Source organism: Nonomuraea sp. GTA35 (genome assembly GCF_041950525.1).
Lineage (GTDB): Bacteria > Actinomycetota > Actinomycetes > Streptosporangiales > Streptosporangiaceae > Nonomuraea.
This window is the reverse complement of record NZ_JBGNUV010000030.1, coordinates 17,663-40,732: the sequence shown is the minus strand read 5'-3', so window position 1 is coordinate 40,732 and position 23,070 is coordinate 17,663. Positions and strand designations below refer to the sequence as shown.

The following is a 23,070-nucleotide window of genomic DNA, read 5'->3' as shown; positions in this document are numbered from 1 at the left end:
TGTCCGGGAGCGGACGATGCGGTGGCGGGCAGGGCCGTGGCGGCCAGGGGCGACACCTGGCGTTTGCCACGGAAAGCGATCTTGCATTCGTAAAACTGTCAACCACAAAAGCGCTGTTCGGCAGGCACTTGCCCTCGCTTGCAATGAGATGAGTGCGACTGCGAGACTGCACCCGTCCGCGTCGCGCATGACCAGGAAGGTGCCGCCCATGCCCGGAGGCAGGCTGACCCACGAAGAGCGCCGGCTGATCGCCGAGGGGCTGGCCGAAGGACTGACCCGGACCGAGATCGCCGCTCGCCTGAACCGGCCGCTGTCCACCGTCACGCGAGAGGTGGCCCGCAACGGCGGCCCCGATGGCTACCGGGCCGACCAGGCGCACCAGGCCACCCGGGACCGCGCCCGCAGGCGTTCGCCGGCCTCCGGGAGACCCGACCGTAAATCGGTCACGGACCTGGAGGAGCAGTTCACCGCAGTCATGATCAACACCGGGCTGTCGCGGATGACCGCCCGCGTCCTCGCCAGCCTCTACCTCACCGACAGCGGCAGCCTCACCGCAGCCGAGCTCACCCGCAAGCTGCAGGTCAGCCCAGCCTCCATCTCCAAGGCCATCGGCGAACTCGAACGTCAGGAACTGATCCGCCGCGAACGCGACCCCCGCCGGCGGCGCGACCGGTACGTCATCGACGCCGACGCCTGGTTCCGCGGCTGGATGGCCAGCGCCCGCCAGAACACGCAGCTGGCCACCGTCGCCCGCCAGGGAGCAGCCACGCTGGGAACCACCACACCCGCCGGAATCCGGCTACGGGACATCGGCGACTTCTTCGACCACGTCAGCAACACCATGCTGCAAGCAGCAGAGCAGTGGCGCGAGGCATACGCCGCCAGGCAGACACCCGGCCGCACCTGAACAGCGTGCATGGGCAGCCCTATGTGCCGACCCGCGCCCGCACGCGCTGGGCGCCCTCGCCGCAGCCGCCCGATGATCACCTTGGGCGTCCTCGGAGTCGCCGCCCGGTCCGCCCGCACCGCCGGCGGACCGCTGGTCACAACGGACCAGGCTGATCACGCTCCCGAGCGGGACGCCCGTGCGAAGGTCTCCGGCGTGGACAGGAGCCGGGCGATGGCCTGGCGGGCACGCCCTTCCTCGCTGCGGTTGCTCAGCTCCACGGCCAGATCGAGAGCGGCGGTGTGCAGGCGTACGGCCTGGCCGGGGTCGCCCGTGGTCGCCGCGATCTCGGCCAGACTGTTGAGTGCCTTGGCCTCGCCTCGCCGGTAGCCGAAGCGCCGATACAGCTCCAGCGCCTGCTTGTGGCGGTCGCGGGCCTCTTCGTACAGGCCCAGGCGGGTGCAGGCCACCCCGAGATTGTCCAGGGCGTCGGCCTCGCCGCCCCGGCTGCCGATCTCCCGGGACAGCTCCAGCGCCTGGCGATGCAGGTCGGCCGCCTGCGCGTACTGGCCGAGCCGCTCGTGGACGATGCCGAGGTAGTCCAGCGTCACGGCCTCGCCGAACCGGTCGCCGAAGTGGCGGAACAGCTCAAGGGCGCGCAGGTTCGCCTGCTTGGCCCGGTCGTGGTCGCCTTCGTCCGTGCTCACCCGGCCCAGGCCGACCAGCGCCCGGGCCTGGCCTCGCAGGTCTTCAGCCTCAAGGCAAGCGGCCAGCGCCCGCTCGAAGTGCTCGCGGGCGGCGTCATGGCTGCCCTGCACCTGGTGCACCCAGCCGAGATCGGTCAACGCCCGCCCTTCGCCGGCCGGATCCTCGCGGCACCGGGCGGCGTCCAGGGCCTTGCCGTACAGGGTGAGAGCATCGTCGTGGAGGGCGTGGTCGTAGAGGTAGCGGTACAGCGTGGTGGCCAGCAGGCCGGTGTGCGCTGGGTCGCGGTCGGCGGCCAGGACGAGATTGGCTCGTTCGGCGTCCAGCCAGGCCAGCGCCCGCGACGCGTCATGGAGAGGCGCCGGCGGGCACGCCGATCGCTCGATGCGTGGCCGCCGGTGGGCGCTGTCGGGGTAGAGCAGGTCCATGGCGTCCGACGCTGTGGTCAGCTGATGGCCGAGCAGCCGGGTCATCGCTGCGTGGGTGAGGTCCGGCGGCTCCTGTTCGGCCGCGAGCTGCGCGGCGTACCGGCGCAGCAGGTCGTGGAAGACGTAACGGCCGAAGGCGCGCTGCTGGAGCATGTGCGCGTCCAGCAGCTCCTCCAGCAGCTCCTCGGCGCGCTCCACGGGGAGATCGGCCAGCGCGGCGGCCGCGTGGGGTTCGATGTCGCGGCCGGGATGCAGCCCGAGCAGGCGGAACACCTGCTGCTGGCCGGTGGTGAGCTGACGATACGACAGGGTGAACGCCGCCGCCACGCCGCGTTCCGAGGTGGCCAGCTCGGTGAGTCTGCGGCGCTCGTCACGCAGGCGTTCGGCCAGGTGGGCCACGCTCCAGCGCGGGCGGTGCCGCAGGCGGGTGGCGGCGATGCGTACGGCCAGCGGCAGGAACCCGCACAGCAGCAGGACCTCGGCGACCGCCTCCGGCTCGGCCGACGCGCGCTCGCCCACGATGCCGGTGAAAAGCGCGACGGCGTCGGGTAGCGGCAGCACGTCCATGGACACGGACCGCGCGCCGTCCAGATCGGTGAGCCGCTGGCGGCTGGTGATGAGCACCAGGCTGTTCGAGACGCCCGGCAGCAGGGGCCGGACCTGGGCGGCGTCGGCGGCGTTGTCCAGCACCAGCAGCACCCGGCGGCCGGCCAGCTCGGCTCGCCACAGCGCGGCCCTTTCGGTCATGGACGCGGGGACGCGCTCGGTCGGCACGCCGAGCTGCCGCAGCAGCACCTCCAGCGCCTCCGCGGCCTCGAGCGGCCGCTGGCCCGCTGTGTGGGCGTGCAGGTCGAGGAAGAGCTGACCGTCGGGATAGCGTTCGGCGAGGCGGTGCGCGGCATGGACGGCCAGTGCCGTCTTGCCGATGCCGGCCATGCCGTCGATCACGGAGATCGTCACCGTCGGGGAGGCGGGCCGGCACAGCTCCTCCACCTGGACGGCGCGGCCGGCGAAGTCGGCGACGTCGTAGGGCAGGAAGGCCGCCACCGGCCTGGCCGCGGCGGCGGGCGGCTCGGCCTCCGCGGGCTGGATCCGGGCAGCCGCGGGCGGCTCGGCCTCCGCGGGCTGCATCCCGGCAACTACGGGCGATCCGGTCTCCGCGGGCCGGATCCGGGTAGCAGCGGGCGGCTCGCCGCGCAGGACGGTCTCCTCCACGGACAGGAAGGCATGGCCGGGGTCCAGCCCCTGCTCGTCGGCCAGCCTGCGGCGGTAGTCACGGCCGACGGCCAGCGCGTCCGCCTGGCGCCCGGCGCGATGCAGGGCCAGCATCAGCTGCCCGGCCAGCTTCTCCCGCAAGGGATGCGCGGTCAGCTCGGCAGCCAACGGGTCGAGGAGCTCGGCGTGCCTTCCGGCGGCGAGTTCGAGCTCCATCAGTCGTTCGACCGCGCCCAGCCGCCGATCCTCCAGCCGTGCCCTGGCGCTCTCGACGAAATGGGCCTGGACGCCGGCGAAGGCCGGTCCGCGCCACAGGGCGAGCGCCTGGCGCAGCGGCTGTCCGGCAGCGGCCGGCCCGGACTCCGCCTCGGCCACGAGCGTCGCGAACTCCTGCAGATCGAGCTGCCCAGCCGCCGGGGTGATCACGTATCCGGCCGGCCGGGTCTGGACCAGGTGGGCCGCGTCCGCCGCACGCAGCGTGCGCCGCATCGCCGTCAACGCGGCGTGCACCTGCGCACGGGCGGTGTCCGGCGGCGTCGGCCCCCACATCGCGTCGGTCAGCCGCTCGACGCTCAGCACGACGCCGGCGTGCAACAGGAAGTAGGCCAGGAACGCGCGGTGACGAGGCGCCAGAGCAGGAAGCGATCGGCCGCCGGTGGACACCTCGACCGGACCCAGGATCGCAAACCGCACATTCACCTACGAATCCTACATTTATCTCAATAGCACCAAAGGCAACAGCCGACACATCGACCATGCATCGCAAGCGCATCGCGAACGTATCAACGGTCCTCCCCATGCTGGTCACATCAAGCGATCACCGCTCATGAGGAGAGAACCCCCATGCAGGCACGAATGAAGAACCCCGCTCTGGTCCTGCCCGGCGCCATGAAGGCGCTCATGGATCTCGCCAAGGCCACCGAGCAGGCCGGGCTGTCCAAAATCACCACGGATCTGGTGCTGCTGCGGGCCAGCCAGATCAACGGCTGCAGCGTCTGTGTCGACATGCATGCCAAGGACCTGCGCAAGGCGGGCGAGAGTGACGAACGGCTGTTCGCCGTGGCGGCGTGGCGCGAGGCGCCGTACTTCACCGAGGCCGAGCGCGCCGCGCTGGCGCTGACCGAGGAGGTCACCCGGCTCGCCGACGGAGGCCAGGTCAGCGACGAGCTGTGGGACGAGGTCGCCGGCCACTACTCCGAGACCGAGCTCGCCGCGCTGATCATGAGCATCTCCACCATCAATCTGTGGAACCGCCTCAACGCCGGCACCCGGCAGATCGCGGGTGCGGCATGGTAGCGGTCGCGCTGGTCACGGGCGCGAACAAGGGCATCGGTTTCGAGATCGCCCGCCAGCTCGCCGGCCAGGGCATCACCGCGATCGTCGGTGCGCGTGACGAGGAGCGGGGACGGGCCGCGGCCGAGCGGCTCGGCCTGCCGTACGTGCGGCTCGACGTCACCGACGCGGAGAGCGTCGGTGCCGCGGCGAAGTGGATCGAGCAGGAGTACGGCACGCTCGACATCCTGATCAACAATGCCGGGATCATGATCCCGGACGGACCGCCGAGCCGGAGCACGGCCGCGGAGGCCCGCCAGGTCTACGAGACGAACGTGTTCGGCGTCATCGAGGTCACCAACGCGATGCTGCCGTTGCTGCGCCGCTCGCCGGCGGGTCGCATCGTGAACGTCTCCAGCGAGCGCGGCTCGATCGGGGGCTCTCTGGACCAGGGCCATCCGCTGTGGCCGAGGCTCAACCTGGCCTACTGCTCCTCCAAGGCCGCCCTGAACATGATCACCGCGTCCTACGCCAAGGAGCTGTGGGACACCCCGATCAAGGTCAACGCGGTCGACCCAGGCTGGGTCAAGACCGACATCAACCACAACGAAGGCATCAAGACCCCCGAAGAGGGCGCCGCGCCCATCGTGGCCATGGCCCTGCTGGACGCCGACGGCCCCACCGCCACCTTCGTCCGGCACGAAGGCCCCCTTCCCTGGTGAAATCCCGAAGGAGACAACAGTCATGGATCTGCGTAACGCCGTCCGGGGGCGCGTGCTGCTCCCCGGCGAGGACGGGTTCGACCAGGCGGCCGGCCCGTGGGCGGTGGGCGTCCACCAGCCGGTGGCGGCCGTGGTGGAGGCCGAGGACGCCGCCGACGTGGCTGCGCTGGTGCGGTACGCCCGCGAAGCGGGGCTGACGGTCGCCGCCCAGCCGTCGGGCCATGGCGCGTCGGGCGACGTGCAAGGTGTGATCCTCCTGCGCACCGGCCGCCTGGACCGGGTGGAAATCGACGCGCGGGCGCGCATCGCCCGGGTCGGCGCCGGGGTGCGGTGGGGCCGGCTGCTGGCCGAGACCGGCGCGTACGGGCTCACCGGGCCGGCCGGCAGCAGCTCGGCGGTGACGGTGGCCGGGTTCGTCGCCGGTGGTGGGATCTCGTGGTTCAGCCGCAGCCAAGGCTGGGCCGCCGACTCGGTACGTGCCTTCGAGATCGTCGACGCCGACGGCAGGCAGGTGCGGGTCACCGGCGACTCCGACAGCGAGCTGTTCTGGGCGTTGCGCGGCGGCGGCGGCGACTACGCGCTGATCACCTCGATCGAGCTGGCGCTGTACCCGGCGCCCAGCGTGTACGGCGGCCGGATCGTCTGGCCCGCGGCCCGCGCAGGCGCGGTGTTCGACGCCTTCCGCCAGATCACCGCGGACGCTCCGCGCGAGCTGTCGGTGTGGATCAACCGGACGGCCCCGCCGCCGCCCGCCCCGCCGATGGTCTCCGTGGACGTGACCTACCTCGGCGACGAGGCCGAGGCCAAGGCGCTCCTGGCCGCCTTCGACGAGATCGGCGGCAGCCTCTCCGACAGCCGCGGCCTGATGGACCTCGCCGACCTGGGCACGATCGCGGCCGAGCCGGTCGAGCCGAGCCCCATGCTGGCCCGCACCGAGTTGCTGACCGGCCTGGACGCGGCGACGCTGGAGACGCTCAGCGGCGCCGACCTCGCGCCCCTGCTGAACCTGCAGGTCCGGCATCTGGGCGGGGCGCTGGCCGAGGCCGATCCCGCCGGCGGCGCGGGCGGGCCGCTGGCCGAGCCGTACCTGCTCTACCTGCTCGGCCTGCGGCTGCCCCACCTGGCCGACGCCGTGCAGGGCAAGCAGGCCGCCCTGGTCGAGGCGCTGGGCCAGGCGGTCAGCGGGCGCAAGCCGTACACGTTCCTCGCGCCGGGGGAGAACGCCGCCCAGGCCTTCCCCGCCGGCACCCTGGCCCGGCTGCGCGAGACCAAGCGCCACCACGACCCCTACGGCACGTTCCGCGCCAACTTCCCTGTCCTGGACTGAAGGAGCGCGGTCAGCCGACGTGCCGCAGGCGCCCGCGCACGGGGCGCGGGCGCCTGCGAGTTCAGCTACCGCCGGTACGTCACCGGTCGTAGCGCGGGCTGACGTTGAGGTTGATCGAGGTCAGCAGGACGTGTGCCGTGGTGTAGCGCAGCAGGTGGGCCGGGGTCGCCGGCAGTTCCAGCGTCGCCTGCGCGTGCCTGGCGGCGGCGCCCACGGTCGTGGTCCCCAGTTGCTCGGCGGTCAGCGACTCGATCCTGGTCGAGGCGTTGAAGCGCCGATCGCCCAGGTTCAGGTAGACCGCCAGCAGTTCGGCCCGCAGCAGGGCGGACGGCGCCACCGGCAGCAGGAGCACCCTGCGGACCTCGGCCGCCGACAACACCCCGTCGGGGGCCGAGCCGTCGGCGCCGTCGAAGCGGGTGTCGGTGGCCTGCACCCGGGCCAGCAGCTCGGCCGGCCACTGGCCGCTGTGCAGCAGCCACACCGTGGGCGGGCGGGGGTCGCGGCTGGGCGGCTGCTCGGTGGCCGTGGTGGTGGCCGTGGTGGTGGCGGCGGGGTAGACGCAGCCGCCCGCGCCGCCGTACCCGGCCGAGGCCCGCACCGTGACCGCGGTCCCGCCGACGGTCAGCAGGCTCGTGCGGACGGTGAACCGCGCGGTTCCCGACGCGCCGGGGGCGACGGTTCCCACGTCGTGGCGCAGCGTGCGCGGCGAGACCCCGTCCGGTGCCTCGATCTCCACGGCCACCCCTGTGGCCGGGGCGGAGCCGGTGTTGCGGTAGGCGACGGTGTAGGTGAGCGCCTCGCCCGCGCCGGCCTCGCTCGTCCCGTTCACCTCGACTTCCATGCCGGGCACGTGGGCGGTGGTGGTGGCGGTGGCGGAGTTGTTCCCCAGCATCCATTCGGGTTCGGCCCTGCCGGAGGAGTCGCGGCCGGTGACCGTCACGCGGTTGGTCAGCACCTGTCCGTCGGTGACGGTGCACGGGACCGTGGCCGTGAGGCTCTCCTGCGCGCGTTGCCCGGCGGGCAGGTTGGGAAGGTCGCGCGTGACGTCCGGGCCCGTGGGCGGGTTGTCCGTGAGGGAGACGGCCGTGGCGGTGCCGGGTCCGGCGTTCTCCGCGGTGATCGTGTAGGTGAGCTCGTCTCCCGGCACGGCGTCACGCTTGTCCACGGTCTTGGCCACGCTGAGGTCGGCCGCCGCCAGCCCGCGCAGGTCCACGGCGTCGATCTCGTCGGGGGCGGGCCCGTGCACGCCGTCGGAGAAGTAGGGGCTGTTGCTGAAGTTGTAGACCAGCCGGTCCCAGTCGGGGTTGCTGGCCAGCATCTGCCCGGGTGAGGGGTCGTCGCATCCGTCGAAGTTGGTCAGGTGGTTGAGGTCGACCGCGACCGACGGCTCCAGCTTCGCCTTGCCGTCGGGCAGGAAGTCCACCTTCCAGTTGAGGCGCTCGTTGGCGGGGGCGTGGACCCAGCGGCCGGCGCCGTTGCCGCCCCAGATGATGCGCCGCGAGCCCGCGCCGGACACGCCCGGCGCCGTGGTCTCGTCCAGCGCCGCCTCGTTGAGCGTCTGGACGTTGCCCAGCCGCTGGAAGTCCAGCGGACGGTTCGGGTCGAGGTGCTGGTCGGCGGGAAGCGAGGCCGCGGTGGCGAACTGATGCGGATAGTTCATGACGCTCAGGTAGTGGGGCTTGCAGTTGACGTTGTCCACGCTGCCGTTGTCGGTACGCCCCCCGTGCCCGAGCCCGAAGGTGTGCCCCAGCTCGTGCAGGAGCGTGGCCTGCTCGGCGTCGTCCCGGCCGCCGAACCTGTTCAGGTCCTCCGCCGCGGCGAGCCGGCCGAGCGAGACGACGAAGTCGTTGCCGCCCCGGTCGTGCAGTTCGGCCCGGCCGGAGACGGTGTTGGGCACCATGGTGCCGCCGGGCCCCGGCACACTCGCCGGGCCCAGGCCGTTGATGAAGATGCCGTAGCGGAAGTGCAGCCGCTTGAACAGCAGGATCTGGTCGCACTGCGGGCCGGCGCGGTCGGCGGGGGTGCCGAAGTGACCGTCCTCGCCGCCGTGCGTGCAGGTCCGGTCGGCCCTGCCCAGCTTGAGATCGTCGAAGTCGTCGGCGGCCCCGGGGAAGCGCTGGTCCTCGAACCACAACGACTCGCTGTGCGCCAGTTCCTCGTCCTCGATCAGGTGCAACGCCAGGCCCTGCGCTCCCGTCGCCTGGTTCGTGACCAGGGCCTTGTCGAACACGCCCTCGACGGCGGCCAGCACGCCCGGCTGGGGCTTGAGGCCGGCCATCCAGTCGATCTCGACGAAGAGGTCGCGCCGCCGCGGATCGGCCCACTGCTCGAGGTGCAGGTCAATGGTGCCGTCGTCGTCGAAGTCCAGGCCGCGGTGCTCGGCGTAGTCGGTGAAGCCGTCGTTGTCGCCGTCCTGGAAGGAGTAGGGCTGGACGTTGTAGCAGACCTGGACGGGATGCCCGTCCCCGCCGCCCGTCGTGCATCCCACCGGGTCGGTGAGGTCGCCCGACAGCGACCCGTCGACCAGGTCGAGCGTGAAGCGGGCCGCGGTGTCGCCGCTCCTGCGTGAGGCGTCGGCCTCGTCGTCACCGTTGGGATCCGAGGACGGATCGTCCTCCAGGATGCGGACGGCGAGGCCGACCGAGGGTAAGGAGGTCGGCACCTGGGCCTTCAACGTCCAGCCCTCCGGGACGAACACCTGCGCCGTGTCCTCGACGATGGGGGTGGTCATCGACTTGTCGCCGATGTACAGGGCGGCGTAGAAGTCGGGCTTGCCCATCCCCGAGCTCTCGATGCCCGTGCCGTCGCAGGCCGACGCGCACTCGACCGACATGATGCGCAGGACCACCTCCTGCGTGGCCGGAGCGCCGGTGCGCGCCTCGGCCGCCGGTGCTCCGCCGTACTCGGCGGGCAGGGCCAGCGCGCCCGCCACCGTGCCCATCGCCGTGCCCGCCACCACCAGCGCGGCGGCGACCACCGCCCTGCCCCATCGTGCCCGGTTGCCCATCTTCCGCTCCCTGCGTCGGTGCTGCTGGGCCTACAGGGTGGAGGGCGGGTGGGGGCGGCGCATGAGTAGGGCGTACTCAATCGCCGGCCGCCGGTCGGGATGGACGGGCCGAGCTTGATAGTCAGCGTGCTCACCGTGCGTCGAGCCCTTGCCGCGGTACAGGCCGGATCGACGGGTGCTATTTCCCTGCCTTGCCGGGCTTCCCGCTGATGGACTCCTGATAGATGTCCGCGTAGGTGCGTGAGTCCTTGATCAGGTCGTCGGCGAAGGCCGCGACGTCGTCGCCGATGAGTTCCAGGACCCCCTTGCCGGCCGCGACGCCTTCCTCGAAGAAATCGAGGATCCCCGGGAGCAGGGACCCGTCAGTCAGTCCGACCGGCCCGACCTTGAAGAAGTACCTCTGCATCTCCTTGTAGACGATCTGGTAGTCCGGCGGGAGCGCCTTGACCCGTGCCAGGTGCGCCCGCCACTGCTTCTTGCCCTCGATGATGTCCCGGATGCCCACGTCAGCCTCCTAGCCGGCTCAATTTCCTGGCGACGTTCCTGTTCAACTGCTCGCGCCACCGGTCGCGAAAGCTCCGGGCCCCTTCTCCGCCGGCCAGCGCCGCGCAGAAGCCCGCGATGTCGTCACCCAGCACCTCGTGAATGCTCTGCCCATCGGCCGCCGTCTCCTCGAGCAGCCCCAGAGCACCGTCCAGAATCGGCATCAGGTTCCGGCCGGTGAAATCCCCGTAGAGAAAGAGATGCGCCTTGATCTGTTCCCACGCCGCCCGGTGGTCGGCCGGCAATTCCTGGGCCCGGGCTTCGAACGCCTTCCATTCCCTGGTGAGATCGTTGCCTGTGATGGTGTCCCAGAAGTTCATCTCCCGCCCTCCTTGAGCTTGTCGATCCGTGATGAGACGTACTCCCATTTCGCCCAGAACGTCGCGAGTCGGTCGCGCCCCGCGTCGTTGAGCGTGTAGAACTTGCGTGGCGGGCCCTGCTCGGAGGGTCGCTTCGTCACCTGGACGAGCCCGTTCTTCTCCAGCCGCAGCAGGATGGTGTACACCGTCCCCTCGACGACATCGGCGAAGCCGAGTTCGTTCAGCCGGCGCGTGATGGCGTACCCGTAGGTCTCCTCGCTGCCGATGATCTCGAGCACGCAGCCTTCGAGCGTGCCCTTCAGCATCTCCGTCAGGTCGTCCATCGTGGGTCCTCTTCGGTTTCTCCTAGTACTCTGTAGCACCGAGTACTGCTACACGGTATCACATAGTAGTGGTCCACAACATGGCCGGCGAGCGCACGGACCGCCCGGCGGGGACGTCCGTGCCGGGTCGAACGCAGTGACGATGGCGCCCGCCATACTGGTGCGATGCTGATCACCGAAGTCTCCCCGGCCGAGGATCCGCTCGGCTCGCAGTTGCTCGCCTTGCAGCGTGCCTCCTACGCGATCGAGGCCGAGCTCATCAAGGACGACCGGATCCCGCCCCTGCACGAGAGCCTGGACGACCTGCGCGCCCAACCGCTGTCGTGGCTGGGCGCGATGGTCGAGGGTGACCGGCTGGCGGGGGCGGTGGCCTGGGAGGAGACGCCCGCCGAGGTGGACATCAATCGCCTGATCGTCCACCCTGCTGTGCTGCGGCGCGGGATCGGCCGGACTCTGGTCGAGGAGGTCATGGCCAGAGCGGGGGAGCGCCGGATCGTGGTGTCCACCGGGCGGGACAACGCACCGGCCCGTGCGCTGTACGAGCGGCTCGGGTTCGGCCTGCGCGCCGAGGTCGAGGTGATCCCCGGTCTGTGGATCGCGCAATACGGCTACCCGGCAGGTTAGGGACGAAAGTCCTGTGACGACCGCCGATCGCCCTCGCTCGGTGGCCGAAGACGGTCTCCCGGATCTGTGCCGAGGCAAGAGGGCCACCCACCCCAAGCGGAGTAGCCGCGGAAGCGCGAGGCAGCGGAGCGGGTCGGCCGAGAGGACCAAGGTCCCTGCCCCCCGGGCCGTACGGCACTGAGCGCCGGCGGCCGCAGCCGGTGTGATGGAGGTGAGACCAGGACGTACGACAGGACAGGAAAGGCAGGCCCGCCATGGCCACCACCATCGACAAGCCTGTGATGCACACCAGCGCGGGCAAGGCGGAGCACAGGACGCCGGCCGACTACGTCTGGGCCGTCGCCCGGATCTCGATCGGCTGGGTCTTCCTCTGGGCCTTCCTGGACAAGACCTTCGGCTTCGGCTTCGCCACCCCGGCGGCCAAGGCCTGGATCAACGGCGGCAGCCCGACGACCGGCTTCCTCAAGGGCACCGGCGAGCACGCCCTCGGCGGCTTCTTCACCGGCCTGGCCGGGCAGGCGTGGGTGGACTGGCTGTTCATGGCCGGCCTGGCCGGAGTCGGCCTGGCGCTCGTGCTCGGCATCGGCACCCGCATCGCCGCCGGCGCCGGCACCGCGATGCTGCTCCTGATGTGGGCGGCCGAGCTGCCCCTGACCACCAACCCCTTCATGGACGACCACCTCATCTACGCGATCGTCCTCATCGGCCTGGCCCTCACCGGCGCCGGCACCACCCTCGGACTCGGCAACCTGCCCATCGTCCAGCGCACCCCGTGGCTCAAGTAGCCGCCCCGGCCACCCGCCCGCCCGGCCCCCAGGGCGGGCGGGTCTTCGTTCGTCCGGGATCAGTCACGGCTGGTGACCCGCGTCCATCGGGTGAGAAAGTCTCGCGGACGGAGCCCGCGCGCACGGTTATGCGAAGGAATCTTCCGGTATCATAATTCCGGCAACATGCTTCAGAAGAGGAGAAGTCCGCCAAGCCCTCCGTGCCCGAGAAGGACGCCATGCACGTTCACACCCCTTACCGACCTGGCGACAAGCTGGAGCCCGCCTCGACGCCCCTCACCCTTGAGTGCAAACGTCTGGACGGCGGAGTGCTGATCATCGTGATCGGCGAGGTGGACATGACCAACGCGGGCCACCTGGAGAGGTACGTCGCCCGGCAGATGTCGCCGGGCGAACCGGTGGTGCTCGACCTCGGCTTGCTGACCTTCATGGACAGCAACGGTCTGCGTGCCTTGGAGAACCTCCACGCCGCCTTGCGCGAAGGCGGCACGGCCCTGCACCTGGCGGGCGTTCACGGCATCTCGGCACGGCTGCTCCAGGTCACCGGCGTGTGGCCGCTGCTGAACATCCATCCCAGCGTGGCCGAGGCCGTTCACCGTGCCCTCGGCCACGACTGGACACCCCCTGCACAGCCGGCCTGAGGAGCCACGTTCCGCGACGCGGACAGGACACCAGCCGCCGGGCGCGATCTGTTGCGCCCGTGCCGAGGTCATGCTCCGCCCCAGACGGGCAGGTCGGCGATGTCGTCGTGCTTCCAGCCGAGCTCGTCGTGCACGGCCACGACGCCGTCGATGCTCTCCGCCAGGCGGACGGCGGTGACGGCCTGGCTGCGCTCGGCGTACGTGCCGCTCAGCGTGACGACGGCGTCGGCCACGGCGACGTCGGCCTTGCCGTGCAGGGCCTCGCGCACCTCCCGCTCGATCTCCTCGTCCAGGCGCAGGAAGACCTTGATGAGGTCGCGGCGGCTGACGATGCCGGCCAGGCGGCCGTCGGCGTCGACCACGGGCAGGCGCTTGACGCCGTAGCGGTCCATCAGCCGGGCGGCCGACACGACCGAAGCGTCGGGGGTGGTGACGTGGGCGGGGCTGGTCATGAGCGCGCCGGCGGTCTCGCCGAGCGACTTGCGGTAGCCGCTGCCCTCGCTGCCGGCGCTGTGGCGGATGCGGGCGCGCAGCGGCGGCCGGTAGCCGTCGCCGTAGTAGCGCTCCTTGAACTCCTCCTTGGCCAGCAGGTCGGCCTCGGACACGACGCCCAGCACGCGGTTGTCGTCGTCCAGCACGGGAACCCCGCTGACGCCCCGGTTGATGAGCAGCTCGGCCACGGTGTGGAAGGACGCCTTCTCGTTGACGGCGGCCACGTCGGTGGTCATCACGTTCTCGACGAGGGCTCTCATGGTGATCTCCTACAGGTGCTCGACCCGGACGACGCCGGGCACGGTACGGGCGAGCACGTCGGCGATGTGGTCGGCATGCTCGTGGGGCGGTCCGCTCGCCGTGCGGCACGGGCAAGCTTTGATCCGCTTGCCCACCTGGAGGCCGCATCCCCGGCTCGGCGACCCTCGGGGAACTCAGCGGACCGGACGCGTTCCGCCGGTCCGCTGGACCCAGCCCAGGAACACGCCGTCGGGGGCGTGCGTCGCCAGCGCTGCCGCGATCGAGCCGTGCAGGACGGCGTCGCTGGGCAGAGCGAGGTGGTGCTCGTCCGGCTCGTCGTAGAGGGACAGGTCGAGCCGCGCCCCCGGGTACCTGTGGACGCCGTCCACGATCACTGCTTCGCCGACGTGGGACAGGGCGACCGAGCGGAGCCTCGACCAGGGGTGGTCGTTGAGGCCCCGTTGGGTGACGGCCAGGACGCCCATGGCCTTCGCTCGCAGATTTATCCAGATATATCCGGCGATGCCGATGACCACCACCAGCACCACGCCGACCATGAAGGCGATGTAGTCCGGGGCGTTCACCCCCCGGTCCTCGGGCAGCATCGCGCCGATGACGCCGACCACGATCAGGACGACCGCGGCTACGATGATCAGCAGGCAGCCGAACATGCCCCTGCTCTGCCTGAGCGAGGCGGCCCGCAGGTCGAAGGCGGTTCCGTCGGGCGGCTGGCGGAGCACCTTCACCGCGGCGGCGGACCGGCTCCACCGCTTGACCTCCTCGCGGCCGAGCAGTACCCCGCCGGCGACCCCGCACAGCGCGGCCGCAAGCCCGATCAGCTGCGACGGGTACACCTCGCCACCGCTGATCCCGATGGCCAGGGCGGAGCCGGCGATCAGGATCGGGCAGATCGCGAGGAGCGCCTTGCGCATCAGCCCGATGGCCATCGGCCCGCCCAGCCAGACCCGGGCAAGCCAGAAATACCAGACCGAACTCCAGAACACCCCCGCGAAGATCTCGAAGGGGGCTGCATCGCTCCCCCAGACGAGCACGATGCCACCGACGAGACCGAGCCAGAGGACGGCGAGCAGGCCGACGGCCACCTGGTGGGCGAGGGGACGACGCATGCGCGGCATCCTAGCCACGCGCGGGCCCGCGCAACGGCACCGGAGCCCGAGGATGACGTGGGATCGGCGGCCCAGCCGTCCGTCGTAACCCCGCCGGAGAGCCGTGACTTCTAGGGCGGGGAGATGATCCGGAAGGACGGCCGGTCGTCATCGATCTCCGCGTCGAGCGTCTTGTCGTCCAGGAATGAGGCGGCGGTCGATTCGAGGTACACCCGTACGCCTTCCGCCTCGATTATCTGATCGTTGGGGTGCGGGCCACCCGAGACCGACAGCTCGAGAGATCTGCCGGAGCCGTTGGTGGAGGAGGCTGCGATGCGCAGCCCGGTGTCCGGCGGGGTTTCCGGTTGTGTGGTCAGATCGCGTATCGCCGCGACCGCGTCGGCGGTCAGCGTGAGCACGGCAACTCCTCGAGCTTGGCGGACTCCTTGGCCGGCATGGAGCGGTCGCCCGCTCCGATGCCCGATGGGAGGCGTGCCCGCGCTGGGCCAGCCAATAACCCCAATAAGGGGCAAATGGTGTCAATTACGGCGCGCTGTCCGCGTTGCCACCCGCTGAATCCCGGCGCATGCGTCACCCCGTGGAGTGCCGACACCGCGGTCACCGGTGCACGCCCGGGCGGGCCGGAGCTCACGCGGCTAGCGGCCTCACTGCGGGAGCGGTGAGAAGTGAGAAGACGGTTCAGGCGGCTTGCCGAGGGTACGGGAGGGGACTCGGCGCATCAGAGCGCTGGGCGTGCACCCAGCTAGGAACCCTTCATGAGACTGGATCTCAGTGTCAGCCTGTCCGCAGGCGCACCCGTCGTCTGCGTGGGCGGCGAGGTCGATCTGCTCACCGCTGATGATCTGTACGAATTCCTCGCCACGGTGATCCGGCAGCGCGGCCCGCGGCTCAGCGTGGACCTGCGGCGCGTGACCTTCATGGACTCGCGCGGCGCCGCCGCCGTGCTGCGGGCGCGCAGGCTGGCCCGCTCGCTGGGCGGGAACCTCACGCTGGTCGGTCCCAGCGCTCCGGCGGCGCTGGTGCTGCGGGCCGTCCTGCCCGACCAGGACCTGGCACCGCCAGGCCGGGACCGCGGCGGCTCCCCGGTCCCGGCATCCGCATCCGCTCGGCTGAACGGGATGCGGAGAGGGCTCCAGAACCGTGAGTGATCGGCAGGTCGTGCGTGTCGATGCCGTGGGGCACGACGTCCGGAACTGGGTGTCCACGGCAGGCAACCTAGGAACCGGGTGGCCGTGCGGCCATGCCGTCCACGGCGAGGCGGGCGCCGGTGATCCGGTCCGGCAGGCGTGCGGCCAGATGGTCGACCAGATCGCCGACCCGACGGGGCACGTGGACATCGTCCGGCAGGAGTGCGTAGATGTCGGCAGGCGGTGTCGGTACCCCGGGCAGCACGCGCACCAGGGCGCCGCTCTCCAGGTGCGGCCGGACCTGCCACTCCGAGCGCATGATCACCCCGCGGCCCTGCAGCGCCCAGCCGGTCACGATGTCCCCGTCGTTGCTGGACAGGCGGCCGTGCACGCGTATCTGGCGCGGGTTCCCGGCGTCACCGAAGCGCCACAGGGCGAAGTCGCCCTCGTTCTCGCGGAGCACGATGCAGTCGTGCTCGGCCAGGTCCTCCACCCGTTCGGGCGTTCCGCTCCGTTCCAGGTAGGACGGCGCGGCGCAGGGAACTCGACGGTTCTGCGCCAGCCGGCGCATCCGCAGCGAGGAGTCCGGCGGCGTTCCGACGTGGACGGCCACGTCGAACTCGCGCCGGTGCGGCCGCAGGGGCAGCGCCGTCGTGCGGAGCTGGATGCCGAGCCGGGGATGCCGGGCGGCGAACTCGCCGAGCAGCGGCGCCACGTGCGCGCGTCCGAGGCCCAGGGTCGCCTGGACCACGACGGGGCCCCGCAGATCGCCGGAACGATGGGTGACCAGGTCCTCGAGCTCGCGGACCTGGTCGAGGATCGTCTCCAGGCGCGCGGCGTAGACCTCCCCCTCGGAGGTCAGCGCGAGCCGGCGCGTGCCCCGGTGCACCAGGCGCACGTCGAGCCGGCGTTCCAGGGCGCTGAGGCGCTTGCTGACGACAGGCAGGGAGCAGTCCAGCTCGCGGGCGGCCGCCGTGAGCGTTTCGCTGGAGGCGACGACCCGGAAGAAGCTGAGGTCGTCCATCGAGGTGGTCATCGCGTCGCACCGCAGCGGGCGCGAAGCGGACGTTTTTCCATGAGCGAAAGGATAGGTTGCCCCGGGCATCCTTGTTGTGGCGTGCCCCGCCGACGAAGGTGGAGGCGCGCCCGCGCCGGGCGCGTGCACTGTCGACGAGGCCGGAGGAGCGCCTGTGTCCCACCGTTACCGCATCGCTGTCATCCCGGGCGACGGCATCGGGCGTGAGGTCGTCCCGGAAGGGCTGCGGTGCCTGCGGGCCGCCGCGGAGATCCACGGGTTCGAGCTGGAGACCGTCGAGTTCGGGTTCGCCTGCGCCGACTACTGGGTCCGGCACGGCGAGATGCTGCCGCCGGACTGGAAGGAGGTGCTCGGCGGCTTCGACGCGATCTTCTTCGGCGCGGTCGGGTGGCCCGAGACCGTGCCCGACCACGTGTCGCTGTGGGGCAGCCTCCTGAAGTTCCGCCGTGAGTTCGACCAGTACGTCAACCTGCGGCCGGTCCGGCTGCTGCGCGGGGTGCGCAGCCCGCTGCGTGACCGCGGGCCGGGCGACATCGACTTCCTGGTCGTCCGCGAGAACACCGAGGGCGAGTACTCGAGCATCGGGGGCCGGATCTTCGAGGGCACCGACCGCGAGACGGTCGTGCAGGAGACCGTGATGACCCGGACCGGGGTGGACCGGGTGCTGCGGTACGCGTTCGAGCTGGCCGGCTCGCGGCCACGCAAGCACCTGACGTGGGCGACCAAGAGCAACGGCATCTCCATCACGATGCCGTACTGGGACGAGCGCGCGGCCTTGATGGCGGAGCGGTACCCGGACGTGACCGCGGACAAGGACCACATCGACATCCTCGCGGCCAAGTTCGTCCTGCGCCCCGAGCAGTACGACGTCGTCGTCGCCAGCAACCTCTTCGGGGACATCCTCTCCGACCTCGGGCCGGCGTGCGCGGGGACGATCGGGATCGCCCCCAGCGCCAACATCAACCCCGACCGCACCTGGCCGAGCCTGTTCGAGCCGGTGCACGGCTCGGCCCCCGACATCGCCGGACGCGGCATCGCCAACCCGGTCGGCCAGATCTGGAGCGGCGCCATGATGCTCGACCACCTGGGGGAGCCCGCCGCGGCGGCGCGGATCGTGGCCGCGATCGAGAGCGTGCTCGACGAGCGACCGGAGGTGCTCACCCCCGACCTCGGCGGCTCCGGGACGACCGCGGCTCTCGGCGCGGCGATCGCGGCCGGGATCGCGGCCGGGGCGTCCGCCTGACGCGGCCGGGCAGCCGAAGGTCACCACGGCGTCGTGACGCCGTCCTGACACTCCTCGTCGATCTCGCGCCCTGACCCCAGGGAGCCGGGCATGGCCCTTCAGGACGGGGCGATGGAGGCCGTCGCCGGTGTCGTGGGCGCGGCGAGCAGGTCCCCGAGCCCGCCGCGGGCGTCCTCGATCACGAGTGCCTCGGCCGCTGCCGAGTCACGCGCCCGCAACGCCCGGACGAGCGCACGATGGCTCGTGTAGCGGTGCAGGCCGAACTCGGCGTCGCGGCCGATCCGTTCGATCAGCCTGGCCCGGCGCTCCGGCCACGAGAACACCCGGGTCTGGTCGAGCAGCCGCACGAGGACCGGGTTGCCGGCGCAGGACTCGACGACCTCGTTGAAGCGCTGCATGGCGTCGAGCAGCCGGCCGAGGTGCCGCGACAGCTCCTGGCCGGCCTTGTGCCGCTGCTTGATGAGGATCAGCAGGTCGTCGGCCTCGTCGAGGATGGCGTCGAGCTGGTCCAGTTGCTCCGGGGACGCGTGCCGGGCGGCGAAGCGGGCCACCATCCCGCGCAGGGCCACCTCGACCTCGGCGAGGTCCTGGATCGCGACGTCGCCGAACGTGGCCACCTGCACCGTCCTCGGTCCGGTCCGTTCGAGCAGGCCGTCCTGCTCCAGGCGCCGGATGGCCTCGCGCACCGGCGTCGGGCTGACCGACAGCCGCTCGGCGAGCCCCCGTTCGGTGACCTTCTGGCCGGGACGCAGCTCTCCGATCGTGATCGCGTCCCGTATGGCGCGGTACGCGCGGTCGGCCAGGGTGCTGGCCGTGAGGCCCTTCAACGTCTCATCCACCATACGAGCAGCCTATCTGCCATGGCAAAAGTAGCTTGCAATGCTTGACCGATTTGCTATAGCAACCGTAGCGTGGTGCCGGCCACAACGGCAGGTGAAGGGAAGGTGCCCCATGTCGACGACGAGCGGGCAGCGCACGCATGCGGGACGGATCACGTTCTTCGTTTCCCTGGCGGTCTTCGCTCAGGAGTCGACGTGGAACCTCTACGACTCGCAGGTACCGCCTTTGCTGCGCGAGCACATCGGCAGTGCCGCTCTTGTCGGGCTGCTCATGGGGATGGACAACCTGCTCGGCATCTTCATCCAGCCGTGGATGGGCAACCGGTCGGACAACACCCGTACCTCGTGGGGAAGACGCATCCCGTACCTCGTCGTCGGGATGCCGCTGGCGGCGCTGCTGTTCCTCGCCATCCCGCACGCCGCGGCCGCGCTGCCCCTGCTGGTCCTGGTGATGTTCGCCTACGCGCTGGTCGCGAACTCGTTCAAGCCCGTCGCCGAGTCCCTGCTCCCGGACTTCATCCCGCCGCAGCGCCGGAGCCGGGCCAACGCGGTGGTCAAGATCGCGTCGAGCCTCACGGTGATGGCCGCGGCGCTGATCAGCATCTTCCTGATCGACGACTTCCCGAGGTTGTCGTTCGCGATTCCCGCGGTCCTGATGGTGGCCTCCATGGTCGTGCTCGCCACGAAGCTGCGGGACAGCCGGTCCCCGGCCTACCAGGCGGCGCTCGTGGAGGACCGCGAGCGGCGGGCGACGACGTCAGCGGGCGTGCGGGCGCGGGTACGGGTGCGGGACATCGTGCTCGACATCGTGCGGGATCCGGACCGCAGCAGGTTATGGCTCATCGCGTCCATTCTCCTGTTCGGCGGTGCGTGGGCCGCCTCCCGGGCGCTCGTCACGCCGTACGGCATGGAGGTGCTGGGCCTGTCCCGCGGCGATGCGGGCGGGCTGGCCCTGCCCAGCGGAGTGGCCTTCATCGTGGCGGCGTACCCGGTGGCGATGCTCGCGGAGCGCTTCGGCCGGCTGCGCGTGATGATGGCCGGGATGGCGGTGTTCGCCGCCGGCCTGGTGCTCGGCACCGTGGTGCAGACGCCGGCCGGTGCCGTGGCCGGCCTGTGCGTCGCGGCGGCGGGTGCGTCCTCGTTCCTGGTCAACGCGGTCGTCGTGCTGTGGAACCTCGCCCCCTCCGACGGCGTGGTCGGCACCTACACCGGTCTCTACACCGTCGGATGGGTGGGCGGCGGCTTCCTCGGGCCGGCGGTGGTCGGCGCCATGGTCGACCTGACGAGCTGGTCCCTGTTGCTGATCCACGCCTCGGTCATCGCGGTCGTCGCCGTGCTGGCGGTCGCCCGGGTCAGTGCCCTGCAACGACGCTCTTCCTCCGGACGTGTGCTGTGACGGCGACCCGCGTGCTGATCACCACGGACTACCTCCGCCCCGGCGACGAGGTCGACGAGTTCCTGAGACGCTCCGGGCTGGAGACCGTGCACCTGCCCATGATCGGCCGGCGCGATCCCGAGCACCTCGTGGCGGCGCTGGCCGGGATCGACGCCGCGCTGGTGGCCAACGAACCGCTGACGGCCGACGTCCTCGCCCGCGCGCCGAGGCTGAGGGTCATCGTGCGGACAGGCGTGGGCTACGACTCGGTCGACGTCGCCGCCGCGGCCCGGCTGGGGATCAGCGTGAGCAACCTGCCCGGCATCAACGCCAACGCCGTCGCCGAGTACACCATGGGCCTGCTGCTCGCCGGCGCCCGGCGTCTCGTGCAGTCCGCACACGGGGTGGCGCGGGGCGCCTGGCCGCGTGAGGACGGACGCGAACTGCGCGGATCGACCCTCGGGCTCATCGGCTACGGCGCGTCGGCGCGGGCGGTGGTGCCGCTGGCTCGCGCCTTCGGCATGAGCGTGGTCTGCACCACCGGCGTGCCGGCGCGGTTGCGGAGCGACCCCTCGGTCCGGTTCGTCGATCTGCCCGAGCTGCTGGCCACCGCCGACCACGTCTCGGTGCACACCGCGCTCACGGAACGGACCCGAGGCCTGCTCGGCGAGTCGGCGTTCAAGCGGATGAAGCCGACAGCGCTGCTGGTCAACACCGCGCGTGGCGCCATCGTGGACGAGGACGCGCTCGTCGCGGCCGTGCGGGCGGGAGAGATCGCGGGCGCCGCGCTCGACGTCGTGAGCGAGGAGCCGCTTGCGCCGGACAGCCCGCTGCGCGGCGTGGACGGCATCGTCGTCTACTCCCATCTGGCCGGGCAGACCGCCGAGGCACGAGCCGCCGCAGGGCGCAGAGGGGCCGAGGAACTCGTGGCGGCGCTCGAAGGCCGAGCACAGTTCCCGGTGAACTGACACGGAGAGAAAGAAAGAGGGACATGGACAGCGAACCCGTCAAGCCGGTCCGGGTCCTGTCGCCGAGCGGCATGCTCGGCGCCGGCTGGGACCACGCGACGATCGAGCGCGGCATCGCCCTGGGTGCCGACGTCATCAGCATCGACGCCGGGTCGACGGACTCCGGCCCCTACTACCTGGGCTCCGCGACCCCCAAGACGACGGCCCAGGCGGTGGCGCGCGACCTGCGCAGCCTGCTGACGGCCGCGTCCGGCGCGGGCATACCCGTGATCGTGGGCTCCTGCGGTACGAGCGGGACCGACAGCGGCGTCGACTGGGTCGCCGGGATCGCGGCCGAGGTGATGGCGGAGGAGGGCCTGGACCTGAAGGTCGCCCGGATCTACAGCGAGCAGGACGCCGCGGAGTTGAAGGAGCTGCTCGGCGCGGGCCGGATCCACCCGCTGCCACCGCTGGGGCCGCTGCGGCCGGAGACCCTCGAGAGCTGCACCCACATCGTCGGCGCGATGGGCCACGAACCGATCGTCGCGGCGCTCCGTGCCGGTGCCCAGGTCGTGCTCGCCGGCCGGGCCACCGACACGGCGGTGGCCGCCGCCTACCCGCTCATGAAGGGCATGCCCGCCGGGCCGGCGTGGCACGCCGCCAAGATCGTCGAGTGCGGCGGTCAGTGCACCGGCAACCCGCGCGCGGGCGGGGTCCTGGCCACCATCGACGCCGACGGCTTCACCATCGAACCGCTCGACCCCGCGGTGTCGTGCACGCCGATCTCGGTGGCCGCCCACATGCTCTACGAGACCGCGAACCCGTTCGAGATGCGCGAGCCCGACGGCACCCTCGACGTCCGGGACGCGCGGTACACCGCGGTCGACGACCGGATCGTCCGCGTCGAGGGGTCGAGGTTCCACGTCGCCGACCAGTACACGATCAAGCTGGAAGGCGCCCGGATCACCGGCTACGAGACCATGTCGTTCACCGCGATCAGGGACCCGCTCATCCTCGCCGACATCGACGCCTGGGCGGACCTGATGCGCACGATGATCACGCAGCGGGTGGGCCAGACGCTGGAGCTGGACGACGACGAGTACGCCTTCGACCTGCGCCTCTACGGCCACAACGGGGTGCTGGACGACCTCGAGCCCGAGAGCGGGCCGCCGCGGGAAGTGGGCGTGATGCTGCTGGTCAACGCGCCCGACCAGGCGACGGCCACGGCGATCGCCAAGGTCGCCAACCCGCTGATGCTGCACCTGCCGACGCCGGCGATGCACTACCTGCCGAGCCTCGCGTTCGCGTCCTCGCCGGCCGAGGTCGAGCGCGGCGCGGCGTACGAGTTCGTGCTGAACCACGTCGTCGACTGCGCCGACCCGACGAGCCTGTTCCGCATCGAGATGGGGGAGAACGCGGATGCCTGAGACCACCCTGGCGGACCTCGCCCACGAGGTCCGGTCCAAGAACGCCGGCCCGTTCTGGGTCACCATGGAGCTCTTCATGCGCGACGCCGAAGGGTACCGGATCGCCGCGGACGAGTCCTTCCTGAACGAACGCGTGATCGCCGAGCTCTACCGGGTCGAGGAGAGCACGGTCCAGCTGTTCCGGATCCCCTCGCTGAACGTCGTGAAGATCTCCTTTCCGCGTCCCGTCAGCCAGGGATCGCTCCGGGACCGCGACATGCACGCCGGCCAGCACCACGTCCCGCTCGCGCGTATGCCGATCAAGCGGCCGGCCGGCCGCGATCGCTGACGACCGGGGCTCCGGGCGGCTGCGGCGCGCTTGCACGACCGCGGCGACCCTGCGATCCACAGGTCCGGCAACGACGGGGTCGCGCCGCCGC

23 protein-coding genes are annotated in these 23,070 nt (G+C 71.3%); 13 read left to right on the top strand and 10 right to left on the bottom strand.

Features of this window, described 5'->3' with window-relative positions; translation table 11 throughout:
- The first annotated feature begins 208 nt into the window (after positions 1–208).
- The gene (locus tag ACBJ32_RS57590; RefSeq protein WP_375134083.1) at positions 209–907 is read left to right on the top strand and encodes a MarR family transcriptional regulator; all 699 of its coding nucleotides are present in this window, start codon (positions 209–211) and stop codon (positions 905–907) included.
- A 155-nt stretch (positions 908–1,062) separates the two neighbouring features.
- Here ACBJ32_RS57590 and ACBJ32_RS57585 read toward each other — a convergent pair whose 3' ends face one another.
- Complete coding sequence (locus ACBJ32_RS57585; protein WP_375134082.1) at positions 1,063–3,933, bottom strand: BTAD domain-containing putative transcriptional regulator; 2,871 nt, start codon at positions 3,931–3,933, stop codon at positions 1,063–1,065.
- 144 nt (positions 3,934–4,077) lie between these two features.
- On the opposite strand from ACBJ32_RS57585, the gene ACBJ32_RS57580 reads away from it, so the two are divergent.
- The 3 genes from ACBJ32_RS57580 to ACBJ32_RS57570 are packed head-to-tail and all read left to right on the top strand — an operon-like array spanning position 4,078 to position 6,555.
- Entirely contained in the window at positions 4,078–4,530 is a 453-nt protein-coding gene (locus ACBJ32_RS57580; protein WP_375134081.1) for a carboxymuconolactone decarboxylase family protein, read from the top strand.
- Positions 4,524–5,228, top strand: coding sequence for an SDR family oxidoreductase (locus ACBJ32_RS57575; protein ID WP_375134080.1), 705 nt, complete (start codon positions 4,524–4,526; stop codon positions 5,226–5,228). Before ACBJ32_RS57580 ends, ACBJ32_RS57575 begins: the two co-directional genes overlap by 7 nt.
- Positions 5,229–5,250: 22 nt before the next feature.
- On the top strand, positions 5,251–6,555 hold the full coding sequence (locus tag ACBJ32_RS57570; protein WP_375134079.1) for an FAD-binding protein: 1,305 nt from the start codon (positions 5,251–5,253) through the stop codon (positions 6,553–6,555).
- Between the two features lie 79 nt (positions 6,556–6,634).
- Here the strand turns inward: ACBJ32_RS57570 and ACBJ32_RS57565 are convergent, their stop codons facing one another.
- From ACBJ32_RS57565 to ACBJ32_RS57550, 4 genes are all read right to left on the bottom strand, one after another.
- Complete coding sequence (locus ACBJ32_RS57565; RefSeq protein ID WP_375134078.1) at positions 6,635–9,562, bottom strand: NEW3 domain-containing protein; 2,928 nt, start codon at positions 9,560–9,562, stop codon at positions 6,635–6,637.
- A gap of 178 nt (positions 9,563–9,740) precedes the next feature.
- On the bottom strand, positions 9,741–10,067 hold the full coding sequence (locus ACBJ32_RS57560; RefSeq protein WP_375134077.1) for a DUF1048 domain-containing protein: 327 nt from the start codon (positions 10,065–10,067) through the stop codon (positions 9,741–9,743).
- 1 nt (position 10,068) lies between these two features.
- Positions 10,069–10,425 (bottom strand): DUF1048 domain-containing protein, encoded by a 357-nt coding sequence (locus ACBJ32_RS57555; protein WP_375134076.1) that lies wholly within the window; start codon positions 10,423–10,425, stop codon positions 10,069–10,071.
- Positions 10,422–10,748, bottom strand: a complete 327-nt coding sequence (locus ACBJ32_RS57550; protein ID WP_357885844.1) for a PadR family transcriptional regulator — start codon at positions 10,746–10,748, stop codon at positions 10,422–10,424. Before ACBJ32_RS57550 ends, ACBJ32_RS57555 begins: the two co-directional genes overlap by 4 nt.
- Before the next feature lie 165 nt (positions 10,749–10,913).
- Between ACBJ32_RS57550 and ACBJ32_RS57545 the strand changes: the two genes are divergently transcribed.
- From ACBJ32_RS57545 to ACBJ32_RS57535, 3 genes are all read left to right on the top strand, one after another.
- Complete coding sequence (locus tag ACBJ32_RS57545) at positions 10,914–11,372, top strand: GNAT family N-acetyltransferase (protein ID WP_357885846.1); 459 nt, start codon at positions 10,914–10,916, stop codon at positions 11,370–11,372.
- A gap of 254 nt (positions 11,373–11,626) precedes the next feature.
- A complete protein-coding gene (locus ACBJ32_RS57540; protein WP_375134075.1) occupies positions 11,627–12,157 on the top strand; it encodes a hypothetical protein in 531 nt (176 codons plus the stop codon).
- A gap of 218 nt (positions 12,158–12,375) precedes the next feature.
- Positions 12,376–12,798, top strand: coding sequence for an STAS domain-containing protein (locus tag ACBJ32_RS57535; RefSeq protein ID WP_375134074.1), 423 nt, complete (start codon positions 12,376–12,378; stop codon positions 12,796–12,798).
- A gap of 68 nt (positions 12,799–12,866) precedes the next feature.
- Here the strand turns inward: ACBJ32_RS57535 and ACBJ32_RS57530 are convergent, their stop codons facing one another.
- The 3 genes from ACBJ32_RS57530 to ACBJ32_RS57520 all read right to left on the bottom strand — a co-directional run bounded on the left by ACBJ32_RS57530 (position 12,867) and on the right by ACBJ32_RS57520 (position 15,055).
- Positions 12,867–13,550: a CBS domain-containing protein gene (locus ACBJ32_RS57530; protein WP_375134073.1), complete on the bottom strand. Its 684-nt coding sequence runs from the start codon at positions 13,548–13,550 to the stop codon at positions 12,867–12,869.
- A 174-nt stretch (positions 13,551–13,724) separates the two neighbouring features.
- The gene (locus tag ACBJ32_RS57525; protein ID WP_375134072.1) at positions 13,725–14,657 is read right to left on the bottom strand and encodes a hypothetical protein; all 933 of its coding nucleotides are present in this window, start codon (positions 14,655–14,657) and stop codon (positions 13,725–13,727) included.
- A gap of 110 nt (positions 14,658–14,767) precedes the next feature.
- The gene (locus ACBJ32_RS57520; RefSeq protein ID WP_375134071.1) at positions 14,768–15,055 is read right to left on the bottom strand and encodes a HesB/IscA family protein; all 288 of its coding nucleotides are present in this window, start codon (positions 15,053–15,055) and stop codon (positions 14,768–14,770) included.
- Between the two features lie 357 nt (positions 15,056–15,412).
- Here ACBJ32_RS57520 and ACBJ32_RS57515 point away from each other — a divergent pair, with 357 nt between their 5' ends.
- Complete coding sequence (locus ACBJ32_RS57515) at positions 15,413–15,805, top strand: STAS domain-containing protein (protein ID WP_375134070.1); 393 nt, start codon at positions 15,413–15,415, stop codon at positions 15,803–15,805.
- Between the two features lie 67 nt (positions 15,806–15,872).
- Here the strand turns inward: ACBJ32_RS57515 and ACBJ32_RS57510 are convergent, their stop codons facing one another.
- Positions 15,873–16,820, bottom strand: a complete 948-nt coding sequence (locus ACBJ32_RS57510; RefSeq protein ID WP_375134069.1) for a LysR family transcriptional regulator — start codon at positions 16,818–16,820, stop codon at positions 15,873–15,875.
- Positions 16,821–16,974: 154 nt separating this feature from the next.
- Here ACBJ32_RS57510 and ACBJ32_RS57505 point away from each other — a divergent pair, with 154 nt between their 5' ends.
- Entirely contained in the window at positions 16,975–18,063 is a 1,089-nt protein-coding gene (locus ACBJ32_RS57505; RefSeq protein WP_375134068.1) for a tartrate dehydrogenase, read from the top strand.
- A gap of 98 nt (positions 18,064–18,161) precedes the next feature.
- On the opposite strand, the gene ACBJ32_RS57500 is transcribed toward ACBJ32_RS57505, so the two are convergent.
- A complete protein-coding gene (locus ACBJ32_RS57500; protein ID WP_375134067.1) occupies positions 18,162–18,905 on the bottom strand; it encodes a GntR family transcriptional regulator in 744 nt (247 codons plus the stop codon).
- A 109-nt stretch (positions 18,906–19,014) separates the two neighbouring features.
- Between ACBJ32_RS57500 and ACBJ32_RS57495 the strand changes: the two genes are divergently transcribed.
- The 4 genes from ACBJ32_RS57495 to ACBJ32_RS57480 are packed head-to-tail and all read left to right on the top strand — an operon-like array spanning position 19,015 to position 22,979.
- Positions 19,015–20,298 carry an MFS transporter gene (locus ACBJ32_RS57495; protein ID WP_375134066.1) on the top strand — a complete coding sequence of 428 codons (1,284 nt, stop codon included), beginning with the start codon at positions 19,015–19,017 and terminating at the stop codon, positions 20,296–20,298.
- An 11-nt stretch (positions 20,299–20,309) separates the two neighbouring features.
- Positions 20,310–21,245: an NAD(P)-dependent oxidoreductase gene (locus ACBJ32_RS57490; RefSeq protein ID WP_375134065.1), complete on the top strand. Its 936-nt coding sequence runs from the start codon at positions 20,310–20,312 to the stop codon at positions 21,243–21,245.
- Positions 21,246–21,268: 23 nt separating this feature from the next.
- Positions 21,269–22,651: an acyclic terpene utilization AtuA family protein gene (locus ACBJ32_RS57485; RefSeq protein ID WP_375134064.1), complete on the top strand. Its 1,383-nt coding sequence runs from the start codon at positions 21,269–21,271 to the stop codon at positions 22,649–22,651.
- A complete protein-coding gene (locus tag ACBJ32_RS57480) occupies positions 22,644–22,979 on the top strand; it encodes a DUF4387 domain-containing protein (RefSeq protein ID WP_357885872.1) in 336 nt (111 codons plus the stop codon). Before ACBJ32_RS57485 ends, ACBJ32_RS57480 begins: the two co-directional genes overlap by 8 nt.
- Positions 22,980–23,070: the final 91 nt, after the last annotated feature.

What these genes read in the sequence shown, in the direction of transcription:
- ACBJ32_RS57485 (WP_375134064.1), top strand. Translation starts at nt 21,269, where the DNA reads ATGGACAGCGAACCCGTCAAGCCGGTCCGGGTCCTGTCGCCGAGCGGC.
- ACBJ32_RS57515 (WP_375134070.1), top strand. Translation starts at nt 15,413, where the DNA reads ATGAGACTGGATCTCAGTGTCAGCCTGTCCGCAGGCGCACCCGTCGTC.
- ACBJ32_RS57510 (WP_375134069.1), bottom strand. Translation starts at nt 16,820, where the DNA reads ATGACCACCTCGATGGACGACCTCAGCTTCTTCCGGGTCGTCGCCTCC.
- ACBJ32_RS57575 (WP_375134080.1), top strand. Translation starts at nt 4,524, where the DNA reads ATGGTAGCGGTCGCGCTGGTCACGGGCGCGAACAAGGGCATCGGTTTC.
- ACBJ32_RS57545 (WP_357885846.1), top strand. Translation starts at nt 10,914, where the DNA reads ATGCTGATCACCGAAGTCTCCCCGGCCGAGGATCCGCTCGGCTCGCAG.
- ACBJ32_RS57495 (WP_375134066.1), top strand. Translation starts at nt 19,015, where the DNA reads ATGTCGACGACGAGCGGGCAGCGCACGCATGCGGGACGGATCACGTTC.
- ACBJ32_RS57550 (WP_357885844.1), bottom strand. Translation starts at nt 10,748, where the DNA reads ATGGACGACCTGACGGAGATGCTGAAGGGCACGCTCGAAGGCTGCGTG.
- ACBJ32_RS57570 (WP_375134079.1), top strand. Translation starts at nt 5,251, where the DNA reads ATGGATCTGCGTAACGCCGTCCGGGGGCGCGTGCTGCTCCCCGGCGAG.
- ACBJ32_RS57525 (WP_375134072.1), bottom strand. Translation starts at nt 14,657, where the DNA reads ATGCGTCGTCCCCTCGCCCACCAGGTGGCCGTCGGCCTGCTCGCCGTC.
- ACBJ32_RS57535 (WP_375134074.1), top strand. Translation starts at nt 12,376, where the DNA reads ATGCACGTTCACACCCCTTACCGACCTGGCGACAAGCTGGAGCCCGCC.
- ACBJ32_RS57530 (WP_375134073.1), bottom strand. Translation starts at nt 13,550, where the DNA reads ATGAGAGCCCTCGTCGAGAACGTGATGACCACCGACGTGGCCGCCGTC.
- ACBJ32_RS57480 (WP_357885872.1), top strand. Translation starts at nt 22,644, where the DNA reads ATGCCTGAGACCACCCTGGCGGACCTCGCCCACGAGGTCCGGTCCAAG.
- ACBJ32_RS57540 (WP_375134075.1), top strand. Translation starts at nt 11,627, where the DNA reads ATGGCCACCACCATCGACAAGCCTGTGATGCACACCAGCGCGGGCAAG.
- ACBJ32_RS57580 (WP_375134081.1), top strand. Translation starts at nt 4,078, where the DNA reads ATGCAGGCACGAATGAAGAACCCCGCTCTGGTCCTGCCCGGCGCCATG.
- ACBJ32_RS57500 (WP_375134067.1), bottom strand. Translation starts at nt 18,905, where the DNA reads ATGGTGGATGAGACGTTGAAGGGCCTCACGGCCAGCACCCTGGCCGAC.
- ACBJ32_RS57555 (WP_375134076.1), bottom strand. Translation starts at nt 10,425, where the DNA reads ATGAACTTCTGGGACACCATCACAGGCAACGATCTCACCAGGGAATGG.
- ACBJ32_RS57565 (WP_375134078.1), bottom strand. Translation starts at nt 9,562, where the DNA reads ATGGGCAACCGGGCACGATGGGGCAGGGCGGTGGTCGCCGCCGCGCTG.
- ACBJ32_RS57590 (WP_375134083.1), top strand. Translation starts at nt 209, where the DNA reads ATGCCCGGAGGCAGGCTGACCCACGAAGAGCGCCGGCTGATCGCCGAG.